Source organism: Microcoleus sp. bin38.metabat.b11b12b14.051, assembly GCF_013299165.1.
Lineage (GTDB): Bacteria > Cyanobacteriota > Cyanobacteriia > Cyanobacteriales > Microcoleaceae > Microcoleus.
The window spans coordinates 1-23,326 of the sequence record NZ_JAAFKD010000027.1 but is presented as its reverse complement, the minus strand read 5'-3'; the positions used below and the strand labels follow the sequence as shown (position 1 = coordinate 23,326).

Genomic DNA, 23,326 nt, shown 5'->3' with positions numbered 1-23,326 from the left:
GACTTCAGAAATTAGTTTACTTAAGAGTGGGTTTTGCCTTGATACAGTCGATTATTTCATAAATTATTCGCCGGCACCCACCCCTACCGCAATATGGTTGACTTCAGAAATTAGTCAAAAAGCCTATTTGTCAACCGTATTGAAATATAAGCGGGCGGAGATGCTCGTATTGCACTCGAAAAATTATTATTTTAAGACAAAGCTAAATTTGATAATATGCTAGAAGAAGTGATTAATAACTAATGACTAATGACCAATAACTCTTTAAAATTATTGTTCCTATCAACTTCTGTCGGTCAACTCGGTTCGGGGTTGGGCGGCGGAGTCGAACTTACAGTGTTCAACATTGCTAAAGAATTGCAGCGCCGAGGTCATAAAATAACTGTTGTAGCACCGAAGGGTTCAGTTTTAGAATCAATTCCAGTAATTGAAATAACTGGCGATTTGCAAGTAACCGCCCAAACACAAGATTACCAAGATCCGATTGTGATGCCGGCAGATTCTGTGCTGGCAAATATGTGGGAATATGCGCGCCAAGTTCAGGATGAGTGGGATCTGATTGTTAACTTTGCCTACGATTGGCTGCCATTTTATTTGACGCCATTTTTTAGGACTCCGATCGCCCATTTTATCAGTATGGGCTCACTTTCGCGATCGTTCGATCGCATTGCCGAACAAATCGCTGCCAAATTTCCCGGTACTCTGGGAGTTTGCACCCTTACCCAAGCTCAAACCTTTGCCTTTGCTAGCGAGTGTGAGTTGGTGGGAAACGGCGGCATCGATTTATCGCTGTACGAATTTTGCGGCCAACCGGAATCAAAATTAGCTTGGCTAGGTCGCATCGCCCCGGAAAAAGCCTTAGAAGATGCCGTGGCGGCTGCAAAAATTACAGGCATTCCCCTGAAAATTATGGCAAAATGCAGGATGAGAATTATTGGCAAAAAATTTGTGCAGATTACCCGGATGCTCCGGTAGAATATTTAGGGTTTTTGACAACAACCAAAATGCAAGAGCAAGTCCGTCAGTGCCGAGCATTGTTGATGACGCCGCGCTGGGTGGAGGCTTTCGGAAATGTCGCGATCGAGGCTTTAGCGTGCGGTGTGCCTGTGATTGCCTATGAGCGCGGGGGGCCTGCGGAAATTGTTCGAGATGGGTTGACGGGCTTTTTAGTGAAGCCTGACAGTGTAAATGGCTTGGTAAGTGCGATCGACCGTTTGGATGAAATTGACCGCAACGCTTGCCGGCGACAAGCAGAGGTAGAATACAATTTAGTCGTGGCGGGCGATCTTTTTGAGCGCTGGTTCAAGTCTATTCTAAAATTGAGTTAAATAAACTCTTAATCGACTACAACAACAAACAAAAAAACTATGGCAACTGAACGTTTAGTGCTTTTATCGAGTAGAGAAGTCGAAAAAATGCGTCAAGCTGGCCGCTTAGCAGCTCAGCTTCTGCTGCATCTGGAACCAATGATTAAACCTGGTGTCAGCACTCTGCAAATTAATGATGAAGCGGAACGCTGGACTTTAGCCCACGGCGCAAAAAGTGCTCCGCTAGGTTATAAAGGATTTCCGAAATCTCTGTGCGCGAGTGTCAATGAAGTTGTTTGTCATGGTATTCCAAATGCTAAACAAATTCTCAGAAGAGGTGACATTATTAATATTGATGTCACGCCTTTAGTTGATGGCTATCATGGCGATACTTCTAAAACCTTTTTTGTTGGGGAACCTTCACCTGTAGCTAAACGATTGGTTGAAGTAACTGAGGAATGTCTCAGAAGAGGAATTGCGGAAGTTAAGCCGGGTGCTCGCACTGGAGATATCGGTGCGGCGATTCAAGAATATGCGGAAGCGCAGGGTTTTTCGGTAGTGCGAAATTTTGCGGGACACGGCGTGCATCGCGTTTTTCACACTGAACCGGAAATTTTGCATTACGGTAAGCGGGGGACTGGAAAGAAGCTCAGACAAGGCATGGTTTTTACGATTGAACCGATGATTAATGAGGGGACTTGGGATGTGGAAATTTTGGCGGATGGTTGGACTGCTATTACTAAGGATGGAAAGCTTTCGGCTCAATTTGAACATACTCTGGCTGTGACTGATTCTGGGGTAGAAATTTTGACTTTGCCTTAAAGCATTTCCTAGTTATCTGCGTTAATCTACGTTAATCTGTCTGCAATCTGCGGTTTACGTATTAATCAAAGATTTATGCAATTTAAGTCAAAAAGAAGGGCGGGTTTTGCCTTGATACACTCGATTGTCTCATGAATTTTTAGCTTAACCCGCCCCTACCGCAATATGGTTGACTTCAGAAATTCGTCAAAAAGCCTATTTTAAAATCGGATTGGGTTAGGTGCGTCGCTATAGAGATTGTTCATTTTTAGTCAGAGATTTTTCATGGCGACACACCCTACGAGTAATGACAAATGACAAATGACAAATGACTAATATGAAATGGCTACAACCGGGAGATTTGCTTAGGGTAATTGCGCCTAGTGGGGCGCTGCGAGAATTGACTAATTTTGAGCGGGGTTTGGAAATTTGGAAATCTCGCGGCTATCGAGTTGAATTGACACCGGGTTTTGCCGATCGCACTGGCTATTTGGCAGGTTCCGACGAAAACCGCGTCCGACAGCTCGCAGATGCCCTCAGTGACCCGGATTGTCGTGGTATTCTGTGTGCTAGAGGTGGTTTCGGTAGCACTCGACTTTTGGAAAAAGCTAGGGTGGACGATCGGGCAAATTCCCAGTTTCCGACTCCCGAATCCCATGCGCCGAAATGGTTAATCGGCTTTTCTGATATTACGGCTTTGCTGTGGAATGACGCTAAGTTGGGGATTTGGGGCGTTCACGGGCCGCTGCTGACGACTTTGGCGGCTGAACCTGATTGGTCTGTCGATCGACTGTTTGACTGCATCGAAGGCCGTCCGTTACAATCTTTGCAAGGTAAAGGTTGGGCTGGTGGAAAGGCTACCGGGCGGCTGTTTCCGGCGAATCTGACGGTGGCGACTCATTTGCTCGGAACCCCGTATCAACCGGATTTAACAGGTGCTATTCTCGCATTTGAGGATGTTTCCGAGGCTCCTTACAGGGTCGATCGTATGTTGACTCAGTGGCGGATGGCGGGGGCTTTTGCGGGAGTGCGGGGGATTGCTTTGGGGCGCTTTAGTCGCTGCGAGGTTGGCCCGGATAGTATTAGTTTTAGCATTGATGAGGTTTTGCGCGATCGGCTGAGTGACTTAAATATTCCCATTGTCTCAGATTTGCCGTTTGGGCACGAGGGAGTTAACGCTGCTTTACCGATGGGAATTGAGGCGAGTCTGGATGCGGAATCGGGATTGCTGATTTGTGGGGATACATCGCAACTTTAGATGCGACATCAACGTCTACTAAGTTTAACTTGAGATTTTGCACCAGCTAAATAGCTGATCCCCCCTAACCCCCCTTAAGAAAGGGGGAACCGGAAGCGATCAAAGTCCCCCTTTTTAAGGGGGATTTAGGGGGATCGAGACGGGTGCATCTCACTTTTGCAAATATGTTTGTAGGGGCGAAGCATGACCGCAGTCAATATGGGATTATAACTAATAACTTATATGCGGTCATGCTTCGCCCTCTTCAAAAACCAGATGCACCCGAACGAAACTCTGGCAAAAGCGAGATTAATCAAGGGTTTTAGTTGGTAGTTTGTAGGGTGCGTCAGGGGAAAATGATTAGTCTGCGATCAAAACAGTCAACCCTGACGCACCCTACAACTTGGTTTGTAGTAAAGACTTCAGTCCTTTCTTACTCAACAAGCTAAGAAGGACTAAAGTCCTCACTACGAACCTTAGTGCAAAATTAAGATTTAGCACCAGCTAAATAGTCCAGTTGGGTGAGGTTAACACGGTTGGCAGAAATTAGATTTAAAATGGTGTGTATGCAAATGTCGGCGCAAACAAGGCAAAAAGATTTTAAAATTTTTGAGAGGTTGAAATGAAAGTACACAACTTGTTAAACAGTATAGCTGCCACTGTCCTAGTTGCCGGATTGGCACTTACCGCAATTCCGTCAAGTGCAGTTGCTGAATCCATACAGAATAACGATCGCATAGATGGAGTAATCCGGCGCACTTCCCCGATTTACCGTTTCCGAAATATGTGGACACCCGGAACTCCGACAGAGGAATTGCGGGGTCAAGAATATACTTTCAGTGCGCGGGAAGGCGATAACATTGAAGTGTTTTTAGATACGGGTCGAAGTCGCGGTTTTACTCCTGTAATGGTACTATTTTACGGGAACAACAAGCAAGTCGCTTTTACGCAAGACAGTTCTTTTAATTATGTGATTCCCCGCAGCGGCGATTACAAGCTGTTGGTGTTGGCGAAAGATGCTGCGAGGGGCGGTAGCTACACGGTGGAAGTTGCGGGAATTGATGGCGGCGACAGACGGGCTAGCAATCGGCGGGATGACAGAAACGACAGCAGGCGTAGCAGCAGCTACGATGGAGAACGGATTTTGCGTGATGATTTTGGCTTGCGACCTGTTGATTGTGCCGATCGACGTTCTATAGTAAGAGTCAGGTTTGATGATACCGGCAGGGACGGGACTTATTGCGCTGTACCGACTAGGGCTGTTCCGGCGGGCGATTATTATTACAATTCGCGGACTAGGGATTTAGATTCGGCGAGGGCGGATGATAGTAGATTCGATCGCCCTAATGATAATAGCAGGTTCGATCGTCCTGAGCAATGTCGCGTATCCGTAGGCGGAGTGTGTGTGACTAGGTAAGCGCGAAAAAATCATCTTTTCCCAGGAATTGTAGGGGCGGGTTCACCCTAATTTGTAACTCAAATGAACAATATCTATAAACCCGCCCCAACCCAACCAACCATCTTTTCCCAGGAATTGTAGGGGCGGGTTCACCCTAATTTGTAACTCAAATAAACAATATCTATAAACCCGCCCCAACCCAACCAACCAACTCCGATTAGGAACAAGTTTTCCCGGTTCTGCGATGGGTTGGGGCGGGTTTTTGAGTCCGTCGATTTCATTGTAGATTTGGGCGAACCCGCCCCTACAAATTTTGGTATTTTAGATGTAATTTTGGATTTGTGAAGCGGAGTATATGTGACTAGGTAAGTCCGAAAAAATCATCTTTTCCGAGGATTTGTAGGGGCGGGTTCACCCTAATTTGTAACTCTAATCAACAATATTTATAAACCCGCCCCCACCCAACCGATGGGTGGGGGCGGGTTTTTCAGTTCTGGGATTTGATGATCTGAATTTGGGCGAACCCGCCCCTACAAATCTTGGTGTTTTAGATATTTTGGGGATTCGTGAAGAGGTAATTTCGATCGAAATAAAGTGCAGTAAATCGACAGAAAAAGTTCGACATTTCAATTGTTTTATTCGCAATATATTGGTATATATTCGGCTAGTCCTTAAGTCTTTTTAGGATTGTAGCGCGGGCTCGGAAACCCGGTTTCTTGGTAGAAACCGGGTTTCTTTGCGTCGCGAGTTTCCATTCAATTAGTTTCCCCAGCGAGTGGGGAGCCAACATTAGGTAAAGCCTATATGTCAGTTATAAGGTTTCCATTCAATTAGTTTCCCCAGCGAGTGGGGAGTGACACAAGATGGGAAAGTTGTAGCTAGTTATGGAGGAGCTGAGTTTCCATTCAATTAGTTTCCCCAGCGAGTGGGGAGGGTAATCGCATTGTTGGTCACTTCGCTGCACACGGAGTGATATTTGAGTTTCCATTCAATTAGTTTCCCCAGCGAGTGGGGAGCAAGGATAACGGAACTTTGCAGCTTAATAACACCCTTGGCTAGTTTCCATTCAATTAGTTTCCCCAGCGAGTGGGGAGCTTGAGCGCAAGCTTTTCAGATTCCTCGGGGTTTTACGAGGTTTCCATTCAATTAGTTTCCCCAGCGAGTGGGGAGAAAATGTATCAATGTTTAATGTTGTGGATTCTATGGGTTTCCATTCAATTAGTTTCCCCAGCGAGTGGGGAGAGCAATGCAGTCTTGCAACCCACAACCGCAATCTTGAAATTTGGTTTCCATTCAATTAGTTTCCCCAGCGAGTGGGGAGTAAACTGATCATCACCTCAGAAAGAGATTCTAACAATGGTCTTAAATTTTCCCGTTTCCATTCAATTAGTTTCCCCAGCGAGTGGGGAGCTATCTCCACATCAACTGTTTTACACTTTTCTGACGTGTTTCCATTCAATTAGTTTCCCCAGCGAGTGGGGAGTAATTGCTCAATAACTCCATTGAGTTGATACATTTTGCGTTTCCATTCAATTAGTTTCCCCAGCGAGTGGGGAGCTCCTTCATGGCGACATCAACCGGGTAAACACGGGTTTCCATTCAATTAGTTTCCCCAGCGAGTGGGGAGCCAACAGTAGTACGGTAGAGATCCGCATCTTCGCAGGTTTCCATTCAATTAGTTTCCCCAGCGAGTGGGGAGTTTGGAATCATTATCACAAGAATTAACCGGAGAAGACTAATGACGGTTTCCATTCAATTAGTTTCCCCAGCGAGTGGGGAGCTTCTAGAGGCTGGTTTTAAGACCGACGAAGACAGTTTCCATTCAATTAGTTTCCCCAGCGAGTGGGGAGTCCAAACTTCGGGCTGTACTACCCACACTAAAAGGTTTCCATTCAATTAGTTTCCCCAGCGAGTGGGGAGCTAATAACTGTAACCGCGGTGATAACCGCGAAAAGTTTCCATTCAATTAGTTTCCCCAGCGAGTGGGGAGAGTACAGTGCACCTGCATACGAACCAACCGCCCAAGCAGTTTCCATTCAATTAGTTTCCCCAGCGAGTGGGGAGTCCCAAGCCTACCTGTAAGGCGGTCTCCTTGTACACACCGTTTCCATTCAATTAGTTTCCCCAGCGAGTGGGGAGCTGGCCTCTATGAAGTAGTAATGCGAATACTGGCGGGGGCAGTAGGGCGCCAGGTTTCCATTCAATTAGTTTCCCCAGCGAGTGGGGAGTTAACAAAAATGGAACAGAAACTTTTCATGTTTCTGGAGTGCTGTTTCCATTCAATTAGTTTCCCCAGCGAGTGGGGAGGTTAATTAATGGATTATGTTATAGCTGCGCGGAAAAGTTTCCATTCAATTAGTTTCCCCAGCGAGTGGGGAGAATTCCAGCCCAGATGGCTCTGCTTCACCTAAGCCTCAGTTTCCATTCAATTAGTTTCCCCAGCGAGTGGGGAGACCTCCATCATACACCCTATACAGCGCAACCTGTCCAGAGGCCATTTGCGAGGCTCCCCCAAATTACCCCTCAAAACTCCTTCAACCCCAAAGAGAAAATAGCTGAAACCCTTACCCAGCAATGCTGCGAGGGTTAGAACGAAACAGCGTCATCTCAGCCATTTTTCCCTCAGCCTCGCAAACTACCACAGTTCGATCGCAAATCAAGCTCTACCAATCAACTAATCCTGTCCAGAAAGTAGAAGCCCCGAAAAACAGATGCGGAGATTGCTTCGTGCCTCGCAATGACAGATAGCGCCTCGCAATGACAGACAACAGGTACCGCCGATCGCACAACTTTCGATCGAAAAGGACGATCGCACAATGGTAAGCTACCAAAGACATTAAAATATCTAAGGTAGAGACAAGTTAAGATGTCGGCATTAAATGAAGTTCCCTTACTGTTGCGGGCAGCCCGCGGCGAAACCCTAGACCGCCCGCCCGTGTGGATGATGCGCCAAGCCGGTCGCTACATGAAAGCCTATCGAGATTTGCGAGAAAAGTATCCATCCTTTCGCGAACGTTCCGAAATACCCGAAGTTGCGATCGAAGTTTCCCTTCAGCCGTGGCGCGCGTTTCAACCCGACGGCGTAATCTTATTTTCCGATATTGTCACCCCCATGCCCGGTTTGGGCATCGACATGGACATCGCCGAAGGTAAAGGCCCGATAATCCACGCACCCATCCGCACTCAGCAGCAAATCGACAACCTGCAACCGCTGAACCCCGAAGAAAGCTTACCGTTTATCAAAACCATCCTCCAATCCCTGCGCGCGGAAGTTGGCAACAAATCCACCGTGCTCGGCTTTGTCGGCGCACCTTGGACTCTAGCAGCCTACGCAGTTGAAGGTAAAGGTTCTAAGGATTATGCCATCATCAAAAACATGGCATTTTCCGATCCAACTTTACTGCATCAATTGCTCTCAAAATTCGCCGATGCGATCGCAGTTTACGTCCGCTATCAAATCGACTGCGGCGCGCAAGTAGTGCAAATGTTCGATTCCTGGGCCGGCCAACTCTCCCCGCAGGATTACGACACCTTCGCCTTACCATACCAAAAACAAGTATTCGAGCAAGTCAAAAAAACCCATCCTGACACCCCGCTAATCCTATTAGTCACAGGTAGCGCGGGCCTCCTGGAACGGATGACAACATCCGGCGCGGACATCATCAGCGTTGATTGGACGGTTGATATGGCCGACGCACGCCGACGTTTGGGCCCCAACATGAACGTTCAAGGAAATCTCGATCCCGGCGTATTGTTTGGTTCTCAACCGTTTATTCGCGATCGAATTCTTGATACAATTCGCAAAGCTGGCCCGCGTGGACACATCCTCAACTTAGGACACGGCGTATTACCAGGAACCCCCGAAGATAACGTGCGTTACTTCTTTGAAACCGCCAAACAAGCCGACAAATTGCTCGCAGTTACTGCTTAAATTTGATTGCGATTGCAATATTCGTAGGGAAACGGCAATGCCGTCTCCCTACCGTGCCAACAACCCACAATATTTGTGGACAAAACACACAATATTTGTAACAAAGAAAGAGGACACGGCAGTGCCGTTTCCCTACCATGAAAAGAGGACACGGCAATGCTCTTGTCCCCCCCTTAGCAAGGGGGGTTAGGGGGGTTCTAGAACCTAACCGCCAAACAACAGTCTATAACCACGTTTGACATTAAATGAAAAGAGGACACGGCAATGCCGTTTCCCTACCATGAAAAGAGGACACGGCAATGCTCTTGTCCCCCCCTTAGCAAGGGGGGTTAGGGGGGTTCTAGAACCTAACCGCCAAACAACAGTCTATAACCACGTTTGACATTAAATGAAAAGAGGACACGGCAATGCCGTTTCCCTACCATGAAAAGAGGACACGGCAATGCTCTTGTCCCCCCCTTAGCAAGGGGGGTTAGGGGGGTTCTAGAACCTAACCGCCAAACAACAGTCTATAACCACGTTTGACATTAAATGAAAAGAGGACACGGCAATGCCGTTTCCCTACCGTATAAAAAGGACACGGCAATGCCGTTTCCCTACCATCAAAAACCCTCATCTCTCCCATCTTCCCCTCCGGCAAAATGAACCCCAAAAAAATTTTTGTAACGGGTGCAAGTGGCTGTATCGGTCACTACATGGCCGAAACCTTAATTCAACAGACAAACCACGAACTCTACCTATTAGTTCGCAACCCAGACAAGCTAAAATTTGACACAAAAGCCCGCCCCGGCATCAACATCATACAGGGCGACATGAAAAACATCGAGCAATTTGCCGAACTTCTCCAAACAATAGATGTCGCAATTTTAGCCGCCACAGCTTGGGGAGGAACCCAAGAAGTTTTTGATGTCAACGTCAGCAAAACCCTGCAATTAATTCAACTACTTTCGCCCGAAACTTGCCAACAAGTAATCTACTTTTCAACCGCCAGTATTCTCGGTAGAGATAACAACTTGCTCAAAGAAGCCGGAGAACTCGGAACAGATTACGTTCGCTCGAAATACGAGTGCATGACGCAATTATCGACATTGACAAATGTGCCTCCGATTACCGCACTTTACCCAACATTAGTATTGGGAGGAGACGCCGATAAACCAGTTTCTCACCTATCATCCGGCTTACCACTCGTCGCCAAATGGATTGGTTTGATTCGCTGGCTGAAAGCAGACGGCAGCTTTCACTTCATCCACAGCGCCGATATTGCCACGGTAGTTAATTATTTAGTTGAACATCCGACTGCTTCCGAAGAAACGCGACATTTTGTACTCGGAAATCCGGCGATTACCGCGAATGAAGTTGTCGAACAAGCTTGCAAATATTTGCATACAAAAATATTCTTTCGGATTACTCTGTCACCTTGGCTTGCCGATTTCTTTATTTGGTTGTTCCGAATTCAAATGGCTGCTTGGGATAGATTTTGCATCAGCTACCGCCATTTTACTTATCAAAATCTGGTCAATCCCGAAAGCGTCGGATTGCCGAGTTACTGCGGCACAGTTGCTGATATGTTAAGAACTAGCGGAATTCCTGATAAAAATGCAAAGTAGCGCGTAGACTCCGCACCAATAATCGGACGGGCTAGAAGCCCATCCCACAAGAAGAAAGATTGTGGGATGGGCTTCTAGCCCGTCCCTAATTCTTGCTATTCAAGTCTACTGTTTCAAAATTCTTTTTTGCCTAATTCCTACACTTTTGAAGCCATTACCGTCAATTAGCGATCAAATAAGATAAGATATCAGCATTTGCGGGCTTTGACAACAAACTGCAAATTCATTAAATTGCGTCGGTTATCTTCGTGTTAGGGGGTGTCGCCCCTCGTCAGATAGTCGATCGCGCGCAAGATCGTAATTTTAGCCGTAACATTAAGTCTTGAGAGTCGATCGAACTCTCAGACACGCCAGCCCGATCGCAAGTTATTTACTGATGTGAGGTTTAACATAATATGCGAGTGCTTCTAGTTTACCCCCTGTTCCCGAAAACATTCTGGTCTTACGAGAAAATCCTAGAATTAGTCGATCGCAAAGTGCTGCTTCCACCGCTGGGTTTGGTAACAGTAGCAGCTATTCTACCCCAAGAATGGGAATTTAAGTTAGTCGATCGCAACATCCGACAAATCACCGAAGCAGAATGGGAATGGGCGGAGCTCGTTATTCTGTCTGCGATGATTGTCCAAAAAGAAGACTTGCTAGACATCATCCGCGAAGCCAAGCGGCGCGGTAAATCCGTAGCCTGCGGTGGCCCCTACCCGACTTCCGTACCCGAAGAGCCCCAAGCAGCCGGCATCGATTACCTGATTCTCGACGAAGGCGAAATCACCCTACCGATGTTCGTCGAAGCCATCGCGCGGGGTGAAAAAAGTGGAATGTATCGATCGGACGGCGTAAAACCCGATGTTACCACAACCCCAGTTCCCCGCTTCGACCTGCTGGAATTAGACAGCTACGATTCGATGTCGATTCAATTTTCGCGAGGTTGTCCATTCCAGTGCGAATTCTGCGATATCATCGTCCTCTACGGTCGCAAACCCCGCACCAAGGAGCCCCAACAACTAATAGCAGAACTAGACTGTCTCTACAACCTAGGTTGGCGGCGCGGCGTGTTCATGGTAGATGACAACTTTATCGGGAACAAACGCAGTGTCAAACTATTGCTAAAAGACTTAGAAGTCTGGCAAATAGAACACAAATTCCCCTTCAACTTCAACACAGAAGCATCCATCGACTTAGCCCAAGACCAAGAATTGATGGACATGATGGTGAAGTGTCATTTCAACGCAGTATTTCTGGGAATTGAAACCCCCGACGAAGAAAGCTTGCAAATGACCAAAAAATTCCAAAACACGCGGAATTCCCTCACCGAATCAGTAGAATTGATTGCCAAATCCGGTTTACGAGTCATGGCCGGATTCATCATCGGATTCGACGGCGAAAAAGCAGGCGCAGGCCAACGCATCGTCAACTTCGCCGAAGCAGCAGCAATTCCGAGTACAACCTTTGGAATGTTGCAAGCTTTGCCGCACACTGCATTGTCCCACAGACTAGCAAAAGAAGGCAGATTGCGCGACAAATCAGGAAACCTGAATCAAACTACATTGATGAACTTCATTCCTACGCGGCCGCTAGAAGACATCGCGCGGGAATATGTCCAAGCATTTTCTGACGTATACGATGCTGAGAAATACCTAGACCGCACCTACCGCCACTTCTTGATGTTGGGTGCACCTACAGCAAATATACCATCAAGAATCCCCAGTTGGATCGACTTGCGAGCATTACTAACCGTAGTGTGGCGTCAAGGAGTCAAGCGTTCAACTCGCTGGAAATTCTGGCATCATTTGTTCAGCATTATCAAACGCAATCCAGCGGTTTGGGATCACTATTTAACAGTGTGTGCTCACAACGAGCACTTCCTAGAATACCGTCAAATTGTGCGGGATGAAATCGAAGAACAATTAGCCGAGTTTTTAGCTGACGAAGCTCAACAGGCGCAGCAAAAAGCCCTGATAGCTTCTATTGCCGAAAAACAAGTGCAAGTAGTTTAAAGTTGGGTAATTAAACCGGAATACCCAGATACCAACTTCTTTAACAGATTAGGTTTTTGGGTATTTTTTTGTTCCTAGTAGGTTTACCGATCAAAAAACAACCTTATTCATCACCAAATCCTCTGAATAGGATAAGCATCAAAAGCTTCATCTCGACTAATCAAAACAAGCGAATGATTTATCGTCTGTGCGACTAAAATGCGATCGAAAGGATCTCGATGATGAAGAGAAAGACCTTTATAAATCTGAGTATCTTCAAATGTAATTGGTAGAATTTGAGCGTTAAGATGTTGCAATTCTTTAGGAAGGTCTTCAAATTGTCGATTCAGTTGAAGCTTGCCAACATTAATTTTAATAGATATTTCCCAAAGGCTGGCAATACTAAAATACAAACCTGTTTTAGTATCAATCGCTTCTTTCGCCTTATTACCTAGATTTAAATCACCAAGCAAGTACCACAAAAAAGCATGAGTATCTAAAAGGAATTCCATCTTACATATATTCCTTTAAATCTTCCAGCGGTTGATCGAAATCATCAGACATCACGATTTGACCAGCCCAACTACCATAACCATGAGGTTGTTCAAGTTGTTCTGGAGACGATTCAGTGTTTGTGTGTTTCTCAAGTAAATATTTTGCATAATGCAATATCTCTTGTTTTAGGGATTCTGGCATCTTGACGATTGTTTCAAAAATCTGTAGATCGATAGTCATGATTTGTATGGAGTTTTTAGGATGCGATGTTTACTCATTATACTATAATTTATGATATCATAGAATCCACAACTTATAGATTCAAAAAATTATATGACCACAATAACAACAATAACAACAGCCTCCAAACTAGCAGATTACTACATTTGGTTTGCCAATGACGTAGGCTCTTACCTCAGCAACCACAAACTACAAAAACTCTTGTTCTATGCCCAAGCATGGTATCTAGCCTTTGAAGACACACCGCTGTTTGATGAGGATTTTGAAGCCTGGGTGCACGGGCCGACTATCCCGGCTTTATTTTACGAATACAAAGAACAATTTGGATTTAAGCCAATTCTCAAAGAAGTCAACAAACCAGAGTTTCCCGAAGCAGTACAAGAGTTTTTAGACGACTTATCTGGTGATTATTTATTTCGCGATGCTTATGAGTTGGAATTGATGGTGCGTCGCGAAGACCCTTGGATTAAGGCCAGAGGTAGCTTGCCAAAAGATGAACCTTCTCATGCTATTATTTCTAAGGAATCAATGAAAGAATACTACAAAACCCGTGTCATCGAAGAAGAATAAAAAAAGACAAGATACAAATCTTCGGAGTCAGTCATCTTCAGCCAACAGAGAGATTGTCCCCATACAAATACCGGAAGGAGTTAGTTTTTCTTTTAGGTATTATCAGGATGACAAAGATAAATTTTCACTAGCCGGCCGAGATGCTAGATATCTAGCATCTCTATTGAGAAGGCTGCGGGATTTATCACAATTGAATTCTCAAGAAATCATCAACAATCAGAGTAAAAGCCTGCGCTGTCATGGCATAGCATGGCAAGATACAACTGAGCCTAATGGTTTTGGAATTCCCAATGAAGCTATGCTAGTAAATATTCCCTACCAGTTTCAAATATCTGCTAATGAATACGGTAGGGTGCATGGTTTTTTTAGTGAAAATGTTTTTTATATTGTTTGGTTAGACCCAGACCACAATCTTTATAGTTGAAATTATCGTGATTTTAAATTAAGTGAATATCATATAATAAAAAAGTTATTGCGTCAAGATTTTTATGAATATTTGGGCGATTCGAGCGGACGAGAGAGTTAAGCACATTCATTTGACAGAAATAACAATTAGTGTTTATTTAATGGATGGAGGAATCATAACAAAAATGGTTTGTAGTGCGGACTTAAGTCCGCTCTCCGGCTGCGGACTTAAGTCCGCACTACAAACTAATACCATTTTGACAAATTGTTGCTACACTGATTAAGCTTATAGAAATTATATGTCATTATCATAAATTGCCGGAGACGGCAGTGCCGTGTCCCTACAGGTAAAAACCTCTAATTTATTTTTGGTAGCAATGTTTTTTTAAATTGGTATAACAAGCTATGAAATATCAAAAAACGCAGATGAGTTTAAATCATCTGCGTTCATCTGCGGTTTAACTAAACCCTGTTAAACAACCGCCGAAACCTGATCTACAGTCTTTACTTGAGTGAGGAAGTCGTGCAGTTTCTTACCTTCAATCACCTCAGTTTCCAGCAGTTGCGAGGTAATTGTTTCTAACAATTCTCGATTTTCCTTGAGAATATTCAAGGCTTGTGTGTGCGCGGTTTCGACAATATCTTTGACTTCTTTGTCGATCGCCTCAGCAGTTTGGGCACTAACAGCACGACGCCCATTTCCCATACCATCGTTGAGGAACATCGCCTGCTGGCCTTTGTCGTAGGCTAGAGGCCCCAAAACCTTGCTCATACCGTAGGTTGTGACCATTCTTTCGGCTAAATCTGTCGCTCTTTGCAGGTCATTTGAGGCGCCGGTAGTGATGCTACCGAAGACTACCTCTTCAGCCGATCGCCCTCCTAGCAGTGTAGCAATCTGACCGCGCAACTCCGACTCATCCAACAAGAAACGGTCTTCTGTTGGAACCTGCAACGTGTAACCCAATGCAGCCATACCGCGCGGGACGATCGAGATTTTCGACACTTCGCCACCACCGGCCATCACAGCACCCACCATCGCGTGCCCGACTTCGTGGTAAGCCACAATCTTCTTCTCTTTCTCGTTGAGCACCCGGCTCTTCTTTTCCAAGCCAGCTACAACGCGCTCAAATGCCTCAAAGAAGTCTTCCTGCGCCACAGCGAGGCGCTTGTTGCGCGCAGCCAGCAAGGCAGCTTCATTGACCAAATTTGCCAAATCTGCGCCCGAAAAACCGGGGGTGCGAGTGGCAACTTCCTTCAAGTTAATATCTGGGCCTAACTTGACTTTTTGAGAGTGAATGTTCAAAATTGCTTCGCGGCCAGATAAATCCGGGCGATCGACTAAAACTTGGCGATCGAAACGGCCCGGGCGCAACAAAGCAGCATCCAAACTTTCTGGGCGGTTAGTAGCAGCTAGCACAATTACCGTAGTATTACCCACAGCAAAACCGTCCATTTCAGTTAACAGTTGATTGAGAGTTTGTTCACGTTCATCATTACCGCCAAACATTCCATTGCTGCTGCGAGATTTGCCGATCGCATCCAATTCATCAATAAAGATGATACAAGGAGCCTGTTTCTTCGCCTGCTCGAATAAATCTCGAACTCTCGCAGAACCGACACCGACAAATAGTTCTACAAACTCCGAACCGGAGATGCTGAAAAATGGCACGCCAGCTTCACCAGCCACAGCCTTTGCTAACAAAGTTTTGCCAGTTCCCGGAGGCCCGACTAACAGCACGCCCTTCGGAATTCGCGCGCCGATGGCGGTATATTTGTCGGGAGTTTTCAGGAATTCCACAACTTCGACTAATTCAGTTTTAGCCTCTTCTACTCCGGCTACGTCAGCAAAAGTAATCTTCGCCGATTCGCCTTCGACGTAGACCTTAGCCTTACTTTTGCCGATCGACAGCGCACCCTGTGGCCCGCCACCGTTGCGGTTCATGAAAAATTGAAAAATCGCTACAAAAATCAGTGGCGGAATCACCCAGCTTAAAACACTACCGATCCAGCCATTTTTTGACGGAGGAGTTGCCGCAAACTCAACGCCTTTTTCTTCTAAAAGTTTAGGCAATTCCAGGTCAAAAATCGGCGTAGTTGAAAGCACTTGGCCAAGTTTGTCGCCTTCACCTTTGAGTTGATAACGAATTTCATTTTGACCGACGGAAGCTCGAACTACATCCTGTTCTTGAACTTGGTGGACAAACAAACTGTAAGGTACTTGGGGAATTTGCGGCCCGAATACATTGGGCAAAAAGATGTTGGCTAGCAAAAACAAACTTGATAGCAATAACAAAATACTGCTAATTTGTCTAAAACGAGGTGGTTGGGGCTGGTCTTTAATTGCCATTGATAACGGTCTTCCTTTAATTTAAACTACTTTTATTCATTTATTTTGTCATTAAATACCGATTACTGTCAATCGGATTTCCTCACTCGATTTGTTCGGTTAGCTGGGTTGCATGGATTTGCGATCGAAAACGAACCGCGAAGACGCGAAGGACACGAAGGAAGGGAATAAGAGAATAGTGTTATAGTCGTTAATAGTTGGTCAGCTAATGGTTATTCTGTGGTAATTTGTGATGATGCTTATTATTGACAGGAAAAATATCATATTTATTTCTAGATTATTGACTGAATATGCCGTGGCGATAAAATAGCATAAAAATAGATTATACGATTGTTTGGTTGCTCGAAATGACTATCTTGTTTTTATTTTAGGGGATGACTCATAGGTGGTTGCTGGTAAAATAGGTGATTGTCCCCAAAGATGCCATTAATAAGCCGATCGCGAATCGGAATAAAAATCTGTTCACAGGCGTTCACCTAAAAAGTTTAGCCAGTAGCGTAGCAGGCTAACAGCTAGCTCTACATCTATCTGAAGTATCAAGCATGGAATTTGGTTTGTAGTGAGGACTTTAGTCCGCATCTATATAGAAGGACTAAAGTCCTCACCTGAAATTTGGTTTGTAGTGAGGACTTTAGTCCGCATCTATATAGAAGAGAAGGACTAAAGTCCTCACCTGAAATTTGGTTTGTAGTGAGGACTTTAGTCCGCATCTATATAGAAGAGAAGGACTAAAGTCCTCACCTGAAATTTGGTTTGTAGTGAGGACTTTAGTCCGCATCTATATAGAAGAGAAGGACTAAAGTCCTCACCTGAAATTTGGTTTGTAGTGAGGACTTTAGTCCGCATCTATTAGAAGGACTAAAGTCCTCACCTGAAATTTGGTTTGTAGTGAGGACTTTAGTCCGCATCTATTAGAAGGACTAAAGTCCTCACTACGAACCTTTTTGATCGCGGGTAGTTTACAGCACATGATATTACCAATTACCAATTACCAATTACCAAATTCCCCATGTTTCAAACTACTCGCCGCCGCCTTGCTATTTGGTACACTGCTGTTACCGCCGTGTTGTTACTGGTATTTGCCACGGGTTTCTACTTTTACGTTCGCAATACATTGATCGATCGCATTGACGACACTCTCAATCACGTTGTCGAAATAGTTGAGCGAACTCTCGTCATCGAACCGCTAACTTCCGCTAAACCTGGAACTAAAACTAAATCGCAAGTTAATATTCAAGCCAGTTTTAGAGATAGCAGCGATGCCGTAGAAGACGACCACATCGATCTAGAATGGTTTAGTCCTACGGGTGAGTTGCTGTGGTCTACTTTGTCGGAACCGCTGAATATTCCGATTCACGCTAACCGCACCGGCGAAACAGTTTGGGTAATTAAAAATAAGTTGCAGTCAGATCAAAACTATTCTGTCAGACAAGTGACGCAGCGAGTGGAAATCGGCCGCCAAGTTTTGGGATATTTGCGAGTCAGTCATCCCTGGTTTGAAGTGACAAAACCGATTCGCCAATTAATTTTAGATTTGATACTGGGTGCGAGTTTAACTTTAATTTGCGTGGCGGCGATTGGTTGGTTGCTGTCGGGATTGGCGATCGCACCTGTGCGAGAATCCTATAGTCGCCTCAAACAGTTTACCGCGGATGCTTCCCATGAACTCAGAAATCCGATCGCCACTATTCAAACAAACGTGCAAGTCGCTTTAGCGGAACCGGATATCGAACCGCAGCAACACCAACAGCTACAGGTTATCGAACGCCTGACGCGCCGTTTGGGGCGGTTGGTTGACGATTTGCTGTTTTTAGCCAGACAAGACAGCGGAATCGTGCAGCAGCAGTGGGTTGATGTGCCACTCGATGCTTTGTTGATGGAAGTAATTGAAGAACAACAGGCGATCGCGCTTACCCAAAATCTCTCTCTTGCTTTGGAAATCGTCGATTCGTCCGACGCTGAAAATAACTTTACCGTTTTGGGCGACTGGGATCAACTAGCGCGACTGTTTACCAATCTTGTCAGCAACGCCGTGCAGTACACGCCATCGGGTGGCGAAATTCAAGTAGAATTGCAGCTTGCAGCTAAAAACAAAAGAAATTCAGCGATCTTAAATCCAGCCCTGCAAATCAAAGTAACAGACACCGGTATTGGGATTGCCGCAGAAGCATTACCAAATTTGTTCGATCGATTTTACCGCGCCGATCCCGCCCGCACCCACCGCAGCGCCGCCGGTTCCGGTTTAGGATTAGCCATAGCCAAAGCCATCGTCGAAAACCACCGTGGCCAAATCCGAATTGACAGCCAAGTCGATCGGGGAACCGCTGTTACCGTCACCCTTCCCGCCCACAAATCAGCAGAAATTCGCCTCTAACATTCGTCTCTTTCTCTTTTTCTTTCCGGTTAATAAAAAAACAGGACTTAGGTAGAAACGATGAAAAACAGATCCTGCGATTGCTTCGTACCTCGCAATGACATCAATCAGCCTCTAAAATTTCTCGCTTCCCTTCTTCCTCTGCGCCCTCTGCGCCCTCTGCGGTTAATAAAAAAAATCTATCCCTCAAACCCTGATTCTTTCAACCTTGCGCCCAAACTCAGCTATTTAAATTCATTTCCGCCATAGATTACCATGCTATTTGTTAGAAAATCTCGATCGAACTTGTGAGGAGTTATTTTATGTTTCGCCACAATCTACCGTTCAAAAAAATCAGCTTGCTAGCAGCCACCTGCGGGGGTTTACTCGTCACTCTCGCGACACTTTCCCAAGCCGGCGGCCCCCCGCCCCAACAAGGAAAACCCGTTTCCCAACCCGAAACCATGCCCGCTGGAAAGCCCGTGGGCGAACCGAGTCCCACCGTCAGTCCCAGCCCCAGCGGGATGCCCTCAAAACCAACAACAGAAAAACCGACAACAGACGCGCCTCCCCGCTTCCCGATGCCAAGTGGGCGAGTGACGCCAGCAGAAGGCACGGTAGTAATTAAACTGGTGAATAGCACCAATGCAGTCATCAATTATCAAGTCGTTGGCGTGACTCCACCGCGCACTCTAGGCGAACAATCGGAAATGGTGCTCAAAAACATCAAAGTGCCAATTACCCTCACCTACCAGCGTCCAGACGGCGGATTGTTGCTAGTTCGCACACAAGCCACCGCAACACCAGGAATGTTGCAAGTCAGTTTCGGCGCGACAACTGATTTGGGCGCCGATACAAAATCGCTAGAAATCCAAGAAGACGGGCGAGTATTCTTGAATTAAATCATAAGGTTCGTAGTGAGGACTTCAGTCCTTCTTCATCCATCAAGAAAGGACTAAAGCCCTCACTACAAAAACAGGTTCGTAGTGAGGACTTCAGTCCTTCTTCATCCATCAAGAAAGGACTAAAGCCCTCACTACAAAAACAGGTTCGTAGTGAGGACTTCAGTCCTTCTTCCTCCGTCAATAAAAGACTAAACTCCTCACTACAAACACAGGTTCGTAGTGAGGAGTTCAGTCCTTCTTCCTCCGTCAAGAAAGGACTGAAGTCCTCACTACAAACATGGACAGGTTCGTAGTGAGGACTTCAGTCCTTCTTCCTCCATCAAGAAAGGACTGAAGTCCTCACTACAAACACGGACTAATCCGAAGCATCATCCTGAGAAAAAGGCAAAGCCTGATTAACTAAATCAATTTCCTCCTGTTCCCTTTCATTGATTTGACCGATATAAGACTTAAGAATTTGCGACAGACGATTGTTGTAAAATCTGTGCAAACTGTAGTTAGGCATTGCTGGAAAACCGCGCCGTTTTTTGTGCCGCCCGCCCGCACCCGGATCGAAAGTTTTGATGCCACGATCGATCGCCCATTGGATCGGCGTATAATAACAAGCATCGAAGTGCAAACAGTCAATTTCCTGCAAACTGCCCCAATAACGTCCGTAAAGTCGATCGCCCTTATACAAACAAAAAGACATACCCACAGGCTGTCTGTCATCTTCCTTATCGTAGGCGGCAACAAACAAAACGCGATCGCGATAATTGTCATGCAACTGTTCAAAAAACTGCTTAGTCAGATACTTGCTACCCCACCAACCAAACTTATCGCAAGTATTCTCATAAAAAGCATACATTTGACCAAACATCGGTTGGGGAATTTCATCACCAGTCAGCGTTTTGAGCAACAAACCGGCTTTATCAACAGCCTTGCGTTCGCGCTTAATATTGCGGCGCTGATTAGCATTAAAAGCGCCTAAATAACCGTCAAAATTTTGATAATCTTGATTTTGCCAGACATAGCTGTGGTGCAGCCAAGCGCTAAAACCGTGGTTTTCCATGCGCTGCCGCCATTCTGGATCGACATACAGGAAATTGCAACCAGAGATGTTGTGGCGATCGCAAAAATGGTCGATCGCACTTACCATAACTCCCGTTAACTCATCCTCATCTTCCCCCGGTGCAATCAAAAACCGATAGCCTTCAGCAGGAGTAAACGGAGTCATTCCCATCAACTTCGGATAATATTCTATACCCAAACGCTGAGCTAAATCTGCCCATTGATTGTCAAACACAAATTCGCCGTAGCTGTGGCTTTTGACATAAAGTGGCGCGCAAGCAATCAACTGTTTATCGCGCCACACAGTCAAGTGATGCGGTAGCCAACCAGTTTTACCTGACGCGCTACCCGAGATTTCAAGATTGTTTAGCCAATCCCATTCCATAAAAGGAGTTTTTAGCGGCATCGCCAAGGCATCCCAGGAGGCTTGCGGGATGTCTGCTAGTTTGCTAATCCAGGCTACAGAATATTGTTGAGTCTTTGGCTGTTTCAGCATAGGGAGATTTGTGCGTAGAGCGATCGAACTTCATTTAAGTTAATACACTCCGAGTAAAACGAGACAAACTTTGGAGACTTTGACTGGAAGAGATACGAGTTATGGGGTGGATTACAAGGACGTGAAATAGAGATTAAGAGGATTTTACCGCAGAGAGCGCTCTTGGCGCAGAGAGGGGAGGGATGAGAGGATTTTTTACGACAGGATGAGGCGCACGATCCAAAACCCTCCCAACACTCTTCCCTCTGCGCCCTCTGCGCCCTCTGCGGTTAAAAACTCTTCTCTTCCCTCACCTGTGGCACAATTTAATACAATTATTCTATCGCTAGGAAAGCTGAAGGGCAATTGGTGTCAACTGAACCTTGAAACCAGACAAATCTCGCTTTTATCCTAGGCCAGATCCCCCTAAATCTCCCTTAAGAAGGGGGACTTTGAGCGCCTCTTGTGGGCTAGGGGGGATCGGAGGGCTTAATCGTCAAACCCTAGTCTCGGAGTACGTTTGAGCTTCAGTTAGCCCGATCGACCTTATAATGCAAAAACACCTCTTGTCCCACCTGTTTAACCGCCAAAAGTTCCAATTTCGGAGCCAAATCCGCCAAAAAACCCTCTCCCTCAACCGGAGTTGGCGCATCCACCCCGCCCAAAATTAACGGGCACACCGTCAGCCAAAGTTCGTCTATCAAGCCCGCAGCCAGCACAGACGCTACCAGTGTTCCCCCGCCCAAAATCGCCAACCGTTGGATACCCAAGCTGGCTAACTGTTGAAACGCATCAATCCAATCAATCTCTCCATCCGTGGTTTTAGCATAGATAGTGCGATCGAACTTAGGACTGACGCATGAAGGCCCACAAACCGGGTTTTTTTCCAGAAAAGACGCATCACAACCGATAGATTCAGGAAAAAACCCGGTTTCTCCAGTCGGAGTCGGCAAATCATGAGATTGAAACTTGACAATTTTCTCATCTTTTCCAGGCTTCGCAGTCAACAGCCATCGCGGCACCGGTTGCTGGAAAAATCGCAAGTTTGGGTCAAATTGGCGCGATCGCGAACACACAATTTGCACGGGTTGTGGTGGCTTCCCGGCGAGTTCCCGCTGTTTGAGCAAATCCGGCGAAATCACTCGCATCGTCGTTCCATAGGCTTGTAAAGTGCCGTTGCCGAACAAAACAGCATCGTTTGCTGCGACTTGTTGTTCGAGGTGGGCTTTGTCGTTAGCTGAACCGAATCTCGCGGGCGATCGCACTTTATCTGCAATCTTACCATCGGCACTGATCGCGAGTATGACTGTGGCATAAGGTCGATCGATCTGATCTGTCATTAATTTATCAAACTTTTCAGTTGTCAGAAACCGGGTTTTTTCGATAATCCTTCGTTTTCGCGCACAGATTAGGTAAAAACCCAGAAGAGACGGCGGTTGAAACCGCGTCTACACAAACGAAACCCACCTCCGTGGGTTGAAGATTCGTATTTTTTAATTAGCGACATATTCTGTCCATTTGTAACCTTTCTCTCTGCCCCAATTTAACCAAGCTGCAATCGTTTCTTTTGTTTTTCCCTGCTGTTCCGGCGTTACTGGTTCTTCACGACTAATTGCTTTGAGCGCCCAAAACCAGCGACCGGATTTTTTTTCAATTTCTCGCAACAATAACGGAATTACATCGGGCCCCATGCCAATAATTTGCTGATAGGCTGGATGCAATGACAGTTGTTCGGTGGATGAAATGCCGCGAGTTTCGGTTTTCCATTGTTCGACTAACTGGTAAAAGGTTGTTGCTAATTCTGTTTGTTGGCGGGAACGGGCGCTCGCACTTTCTTCGGATAAGGATAGTTGCTCGATCGCTTCCTGCACATTAGAAGGAAGTTCGTCTGTTTCTGGATTGCGGGCAAATGGCATTAAGGCTGCGATGATTTGTCCGTTGCGAGTCAACATAATTGGCTCTTGACTATTTGCATATTCTGCGAGCGGATCGATCGCTTCGGTAATTTCAATAACTCTCATAATTATTTTGAGTTTATCCTTATTTGACACTGTTTTTCGATCGCCCGATCGCCCGTTTCCCAAAAGTCGATCGCACATTTGTCCAAAAGTCGATCGCGGTGTGCCAGAAACCGGGTTTTTTCCAAAATACTTCCCTACAACCCACAGATTCGGGCAAAAACCCGGTTTCTTTGCTGGGTGGCGGGGGCCCAGAAACCGGGTTTTTTCCAA

The 23,326-nt window shown here is 45.9% G+C and carries 16 protein-coding genes, 1 pseudogene and 1 CRISPR repeat array; of the genes and pseudogenes, 11 read left to right on the top strand and 6 right to left on the bottom strand.

Annotated features, from left to right (window positions below; genetic code table 11):
• Nucleotides 1-249 precede the first annotated feature (249 nt).
• The 7 genes and pseudogenes from QZW47_RS23265 to QZW47_RS23235 all read left to right on the top strand — a co-directional run bounded on the left by QZW47_RS23265 (nt 250) and on the right by QZW47_RS23235 (nt 12,276).
• A pseudogene (locus QZW47_RS23265) lies at nt 250-1,328 on the top strand (glycosyltransferase family 4 protein).
• Nucleotides 1,329-1,367: 39 nt separating this feature from the next.
• The gene (gene map / locus QZW47_RS23260; protein ID WP_293132198.1) at nt 1,368-2,129 is read left to right on the top strand and encodes a type I methionyl aminopeptidase; all 762 of its coding nucleotides are present in this window, start codon (nt 1,368-1,370) and stop codon (nt 2,127-2,129) included.
• 307 nt (nt 2,130-2,436) lie between these two features.
• Complete coding sequence (locus tag QZW47_RS23255; protein WP_293132195.1) at nt 2,437-3,366, top strand: LD-carboxypeptidase; 930 nt, start codon at nt 2,437-2,439, stop codon at nt 3,364-3,366.
• A 601-nt stretch (nt 3,367-3,967) separates the two neighbouring features.
• Nucleotides 3,968-4,762 (top strand): hypothetical protein, encoded by a 795-nt coding sequence (locus tag QZW47_RS23250; protein WP_293132193.1) that lies wholly within the window; start codon nt 3,968-3,970, stop codon nt 4,760-4,762.
• Between the two features lie 729 nt (nt 4,763-5,491).
• Nucleotides 5,492-7,198: direct repeats of the CRISPR family, unit length 36 nt; unit sequence GTTTCCATTCAATTAGTTTCCCCAGCGAGTGGGGAG.
• A gap of 412 nt (nt 7,199-7,610) precedes the next feature.
• On the top strand, nt 7,611-8,675 hold the full coding sequence (hemE, locus tag QZW47_RS23245) for a uroporphyrinogen decarboxylase (RefSeq protein WP_293132191.1): 1,065 nt from the start codon (nt 7,611-7,613) through the stop codon (nt 8,673-8,675).
• 641 nt (nt 8,676-9,316) lie between these two features.
• On the top strand, nt 9,317-10,282 hold the full coding sequence (locus QZW47_RS23240) for an NAD(P)-dependent oxidoreductase (protein WP_293132189.1): 966 nt from the start codon (nt 9,317-9,319) through the stop codon (nt 10,280-10,282).
• Nucleotides 10,283-10,677: 395 nt separating this feature from the next.
• Nucleotides 10,678-12,276, top strand: a complete 1,599-nt coding sequence (locus tag QZW47_RS23235; RefSeq protein WP_293132186.1) for a B12-binding domain-containing radical SAM protein — start codon at nt 10,678-10,680, stop codon at nt 12,274-12,276.
• 110 nt (nt 12,277-12,386) lie between these two features.
• Here the strand turns inward: QZW47_RS23235 and QZW47_RS23230 are convergent, their stop codons facing one another.
• Entirely contained in the window at nt 12,387-12,767 is a 381-nt protein-coding gene (locus QZW47_RS23230) for a type II toxin-antitoxin system VapC family toxin (protein ID WP_293132183.1), read from the bottom strand.
• 1 nt (nt 12,768) lies between these two features.
• The gene (locus QZW47_RS23225; protein WP_293132179.1) at nt 12,769-12,990 is read right to left on the bottom strand and encodes a DUF2281 domain-containing protein; all 222 of its coding nucleotides are present in this window, start codon (nt 12,988-12,990) and stop codon (nt 12,769-12,771) included.
• A gap of 93 nt (nt 12,991-13,083) precedes the next feature.
• On the opposite strand from QZW47_RS23225, the gene QZW47_RS23220 reads away from it, so the two are divergent.
• Nucleotides 13,084-13,560 carry a type II toxin-antitoxin system antitoxin SocA domain-containing protein gene (locus tag QZW47_RS23220; RefSeq protein WP_293132176.1) on the top strand — a complete coding sequence of 159 codons (477 nt, stop codon included), beginning with the start codon at nt 13,084-13,086 and terminating at the stop codon, nt 13,558-13,560.
• Nucleotides 13,541-13,984: a hypothetical protein gene (locus QZW47_RS23215; RefSeq protein WP_293132173.1), complete on the top strand. Its 444-nt coding sequence runs from the start codon at nt 13,541-13,543 to the stop codon at nt 13,982-13,984. Before QZW47_RS23220 ends, QZW47_RS23215 begins: the two co-directional genes overlap by 20 nt.
• A gap of 453 nt (nt 13,985-14,437) precedes the next feature.
• On the opposite strand, the gene ftsH4 is transcribed toward QZW47_RS23215, so the two are convergent.
• The gene (gene ftsH4 / locus QZW47_RS23210; protein ID WP_293132170.1) at nt 14,438-16,312 is read right to left on the bottom strand and encodes an ATP-dependent zinc metalloprotease FtsH4; all 1,875 of its coding nucleotides are present in this window, start codon (nt 16,310-16,312) and stop codon (nt 14,438-14,440) included.
• A 1,009-nt stretch (nt 16,313-17,321) separates the two neighbouring features.
• On the opposite strand from ftsH4, the gene QZW47_RS23205 reads away from it, so the two are divergent.
• Both QZW47_RS23205 and QZW47_RS23200 read left to right on the top strand, forming a co-directional pair.
• A complete protein-coding gene (locus tag QZW47_RS23205; RefSeq protein ID WP_293132167.1) occupies nt 17,322-18,686 on the top strand; it encodes an ATP-binding protein in 1,365 nt (454 codons plus the stop codon).
• A 302-nt stretch (nt 18,687-18,988) separates the two neighbouring features.
• Nucleotides 18,989-19,567, top strand: coding sequence for a hypothetical protein (locus tag QZW47_RS23200; protein WP_293132164.1), 579 nt, complete (start codon nt 18,989-18,991; stop codon nt 19,565-19,567).
• Between the two features lie 358 nt (nt 19,568-19,925).
• On the opposite strand, the gene QZW47_RS23195 is transcribed toward QZW47_RS23200, so the two are convergent.
• The 3 genes from QZW47_RS23195 to QZW47_RS23185 form a co-directional block, all read right to left on the bottom strand.
• The gene (locus tag QZW47_RS23195) at nt 19,926-21,116 is read right to left on the bottom strand and encodes a GNAT family N-acetyltransferase (RefSeq protein WP_293132161.1); all 1,191 of its coding nucleotides are present in this window, start codon (nt 21,114-21,116) and stop codon (nt 19,926-19,928) included.
• A gap of 506 nt (nt 21,117-21,622) precedes the next feature.
• Nucleotides 21,623-22,435: a dihydrofolate reductase family protein gene (locus QZW47_RS23190; RefSeq protein ID WP_293132158.1), complete on the bottom strand. Its 813-nt coding sequence runs from the start codon at nt 22,433-22,435 to the stop codon at nt 21,623-21,625.
• Nucleotides 22,436-22,588: 153 nt separating this feature from the next.
• Nucleotides 22,589-23,326, bottom strand: a 738-nt coding sequence (locus QZW47_RS23185; protein WP_293132155.1) for a hypothetical protein, incomplete at its 5' end; no start/stop codon positions are given.

What these genes read in the sequence shown, in the direction of transcription:
- map (WP_293132198.1), top strand. Translation starts at nt 1,368, where the DNA reads ATGGCAACTGAACGTTTAGTGCTTTTATCGAGTAGAGAAGTCGAAAAA.
- QZW47_RS23255 (WP_293132195.1), top strand. Translation starts at nt 2,437, where the DNA reads ATGACTAATATGAAATGGCTACAACCGGGAGATTTGCTTAGGGTAATT.
- QZW47_RS23250 (WP_293132193.1), top strand. Translation starts at nt 3,968, where the DNA reads ATGAAAGTACACAACTTGTTAAACAGTATAGCTGCCACTGTCCTAGTT.
- hemE (WP_293132191.1), top strand. Translation starts at nt 7,611, where the DNA reads ATGTCGGCATTAAATGAAGTTCCCTTACTGTTGCGGGCAGCCCGCGGC.
- QZW47_RS23240 (WP_293132189.1), top strand. Translation starts at nt 9,317, where the DNA reads ATGAACCCCAAAAAAATTTTTGTAACGGGTGCAAGTGGCTGTATCGGT.
- QZW47_RS23235 (WP_293132186.1), top strand. Translation starts at nt 10,678, where the DNA reads ATGCGAGTGCTTCTAGTTTACCCCCTGTTCCCGAAAACATTCTGGTCT.
- QZW47_RS23230 (WP_293132183.1), bottom strand. Translation starts at nt 12,767, where the DNA reads ATGGAATTCCTTTTAGATACTCATGCTTTTTTGTGGTACTTGCTTGGT.
- QZW47_RS23225 (WP_293132179.1), bottom strand. Translation starts at nt 12,990, where the DNA reads ATGACTATCGATCTACAGATTTTTGAAACAATCGTCAAGATGCCAGAA.
- QZW47_RS23220 (WP_293132176.1), top strand. Translation starts at nt 13,084, where the DNA reads ATGACCACAATAACAACAATAACAACAGCCTCCAAACTAGCAGATTAC.
- ftsH4 (WP_293132170.1), bottom strand. Translation starts at nt 16,312, where the DNA reads ATGGCAATTAAAGACCAGCCCCAACCACCTCGTTTTAGACAAATTAGC.
- QZW47_RS23205 (WP_293132167.1), top strand. Translation starts at nt 17,322, where the DNA reads ATGTTTCAAACTACTCGCCGCCGCCTTGCTATTTGGTACACTGCTGTT.
- QZW47_RS23200 (WP_293132164.1), top strand. Translation starts at nt 18,989, where the DNA reads ATGTTTCGCCACAATCTACCGTTCAAAAAAATCAGCTTGCTAGCAGCC.
- QZW47_RS23195 (WP_293132161.1), bottom strand. Translation starts at nt 21,116, where the DNA reads ATGCTGAAACAGCCAAAGACTCAACAATATTCTGTAGCCTGGATTAGC.
- QZW47_RS23190 (WP_293132158.1), bottom strand. Translation starts at nt 22,435, where the DNA reads ATGACAGATCAGATCGATCGACCTTATGCCACAGTCATACTCGCGATC.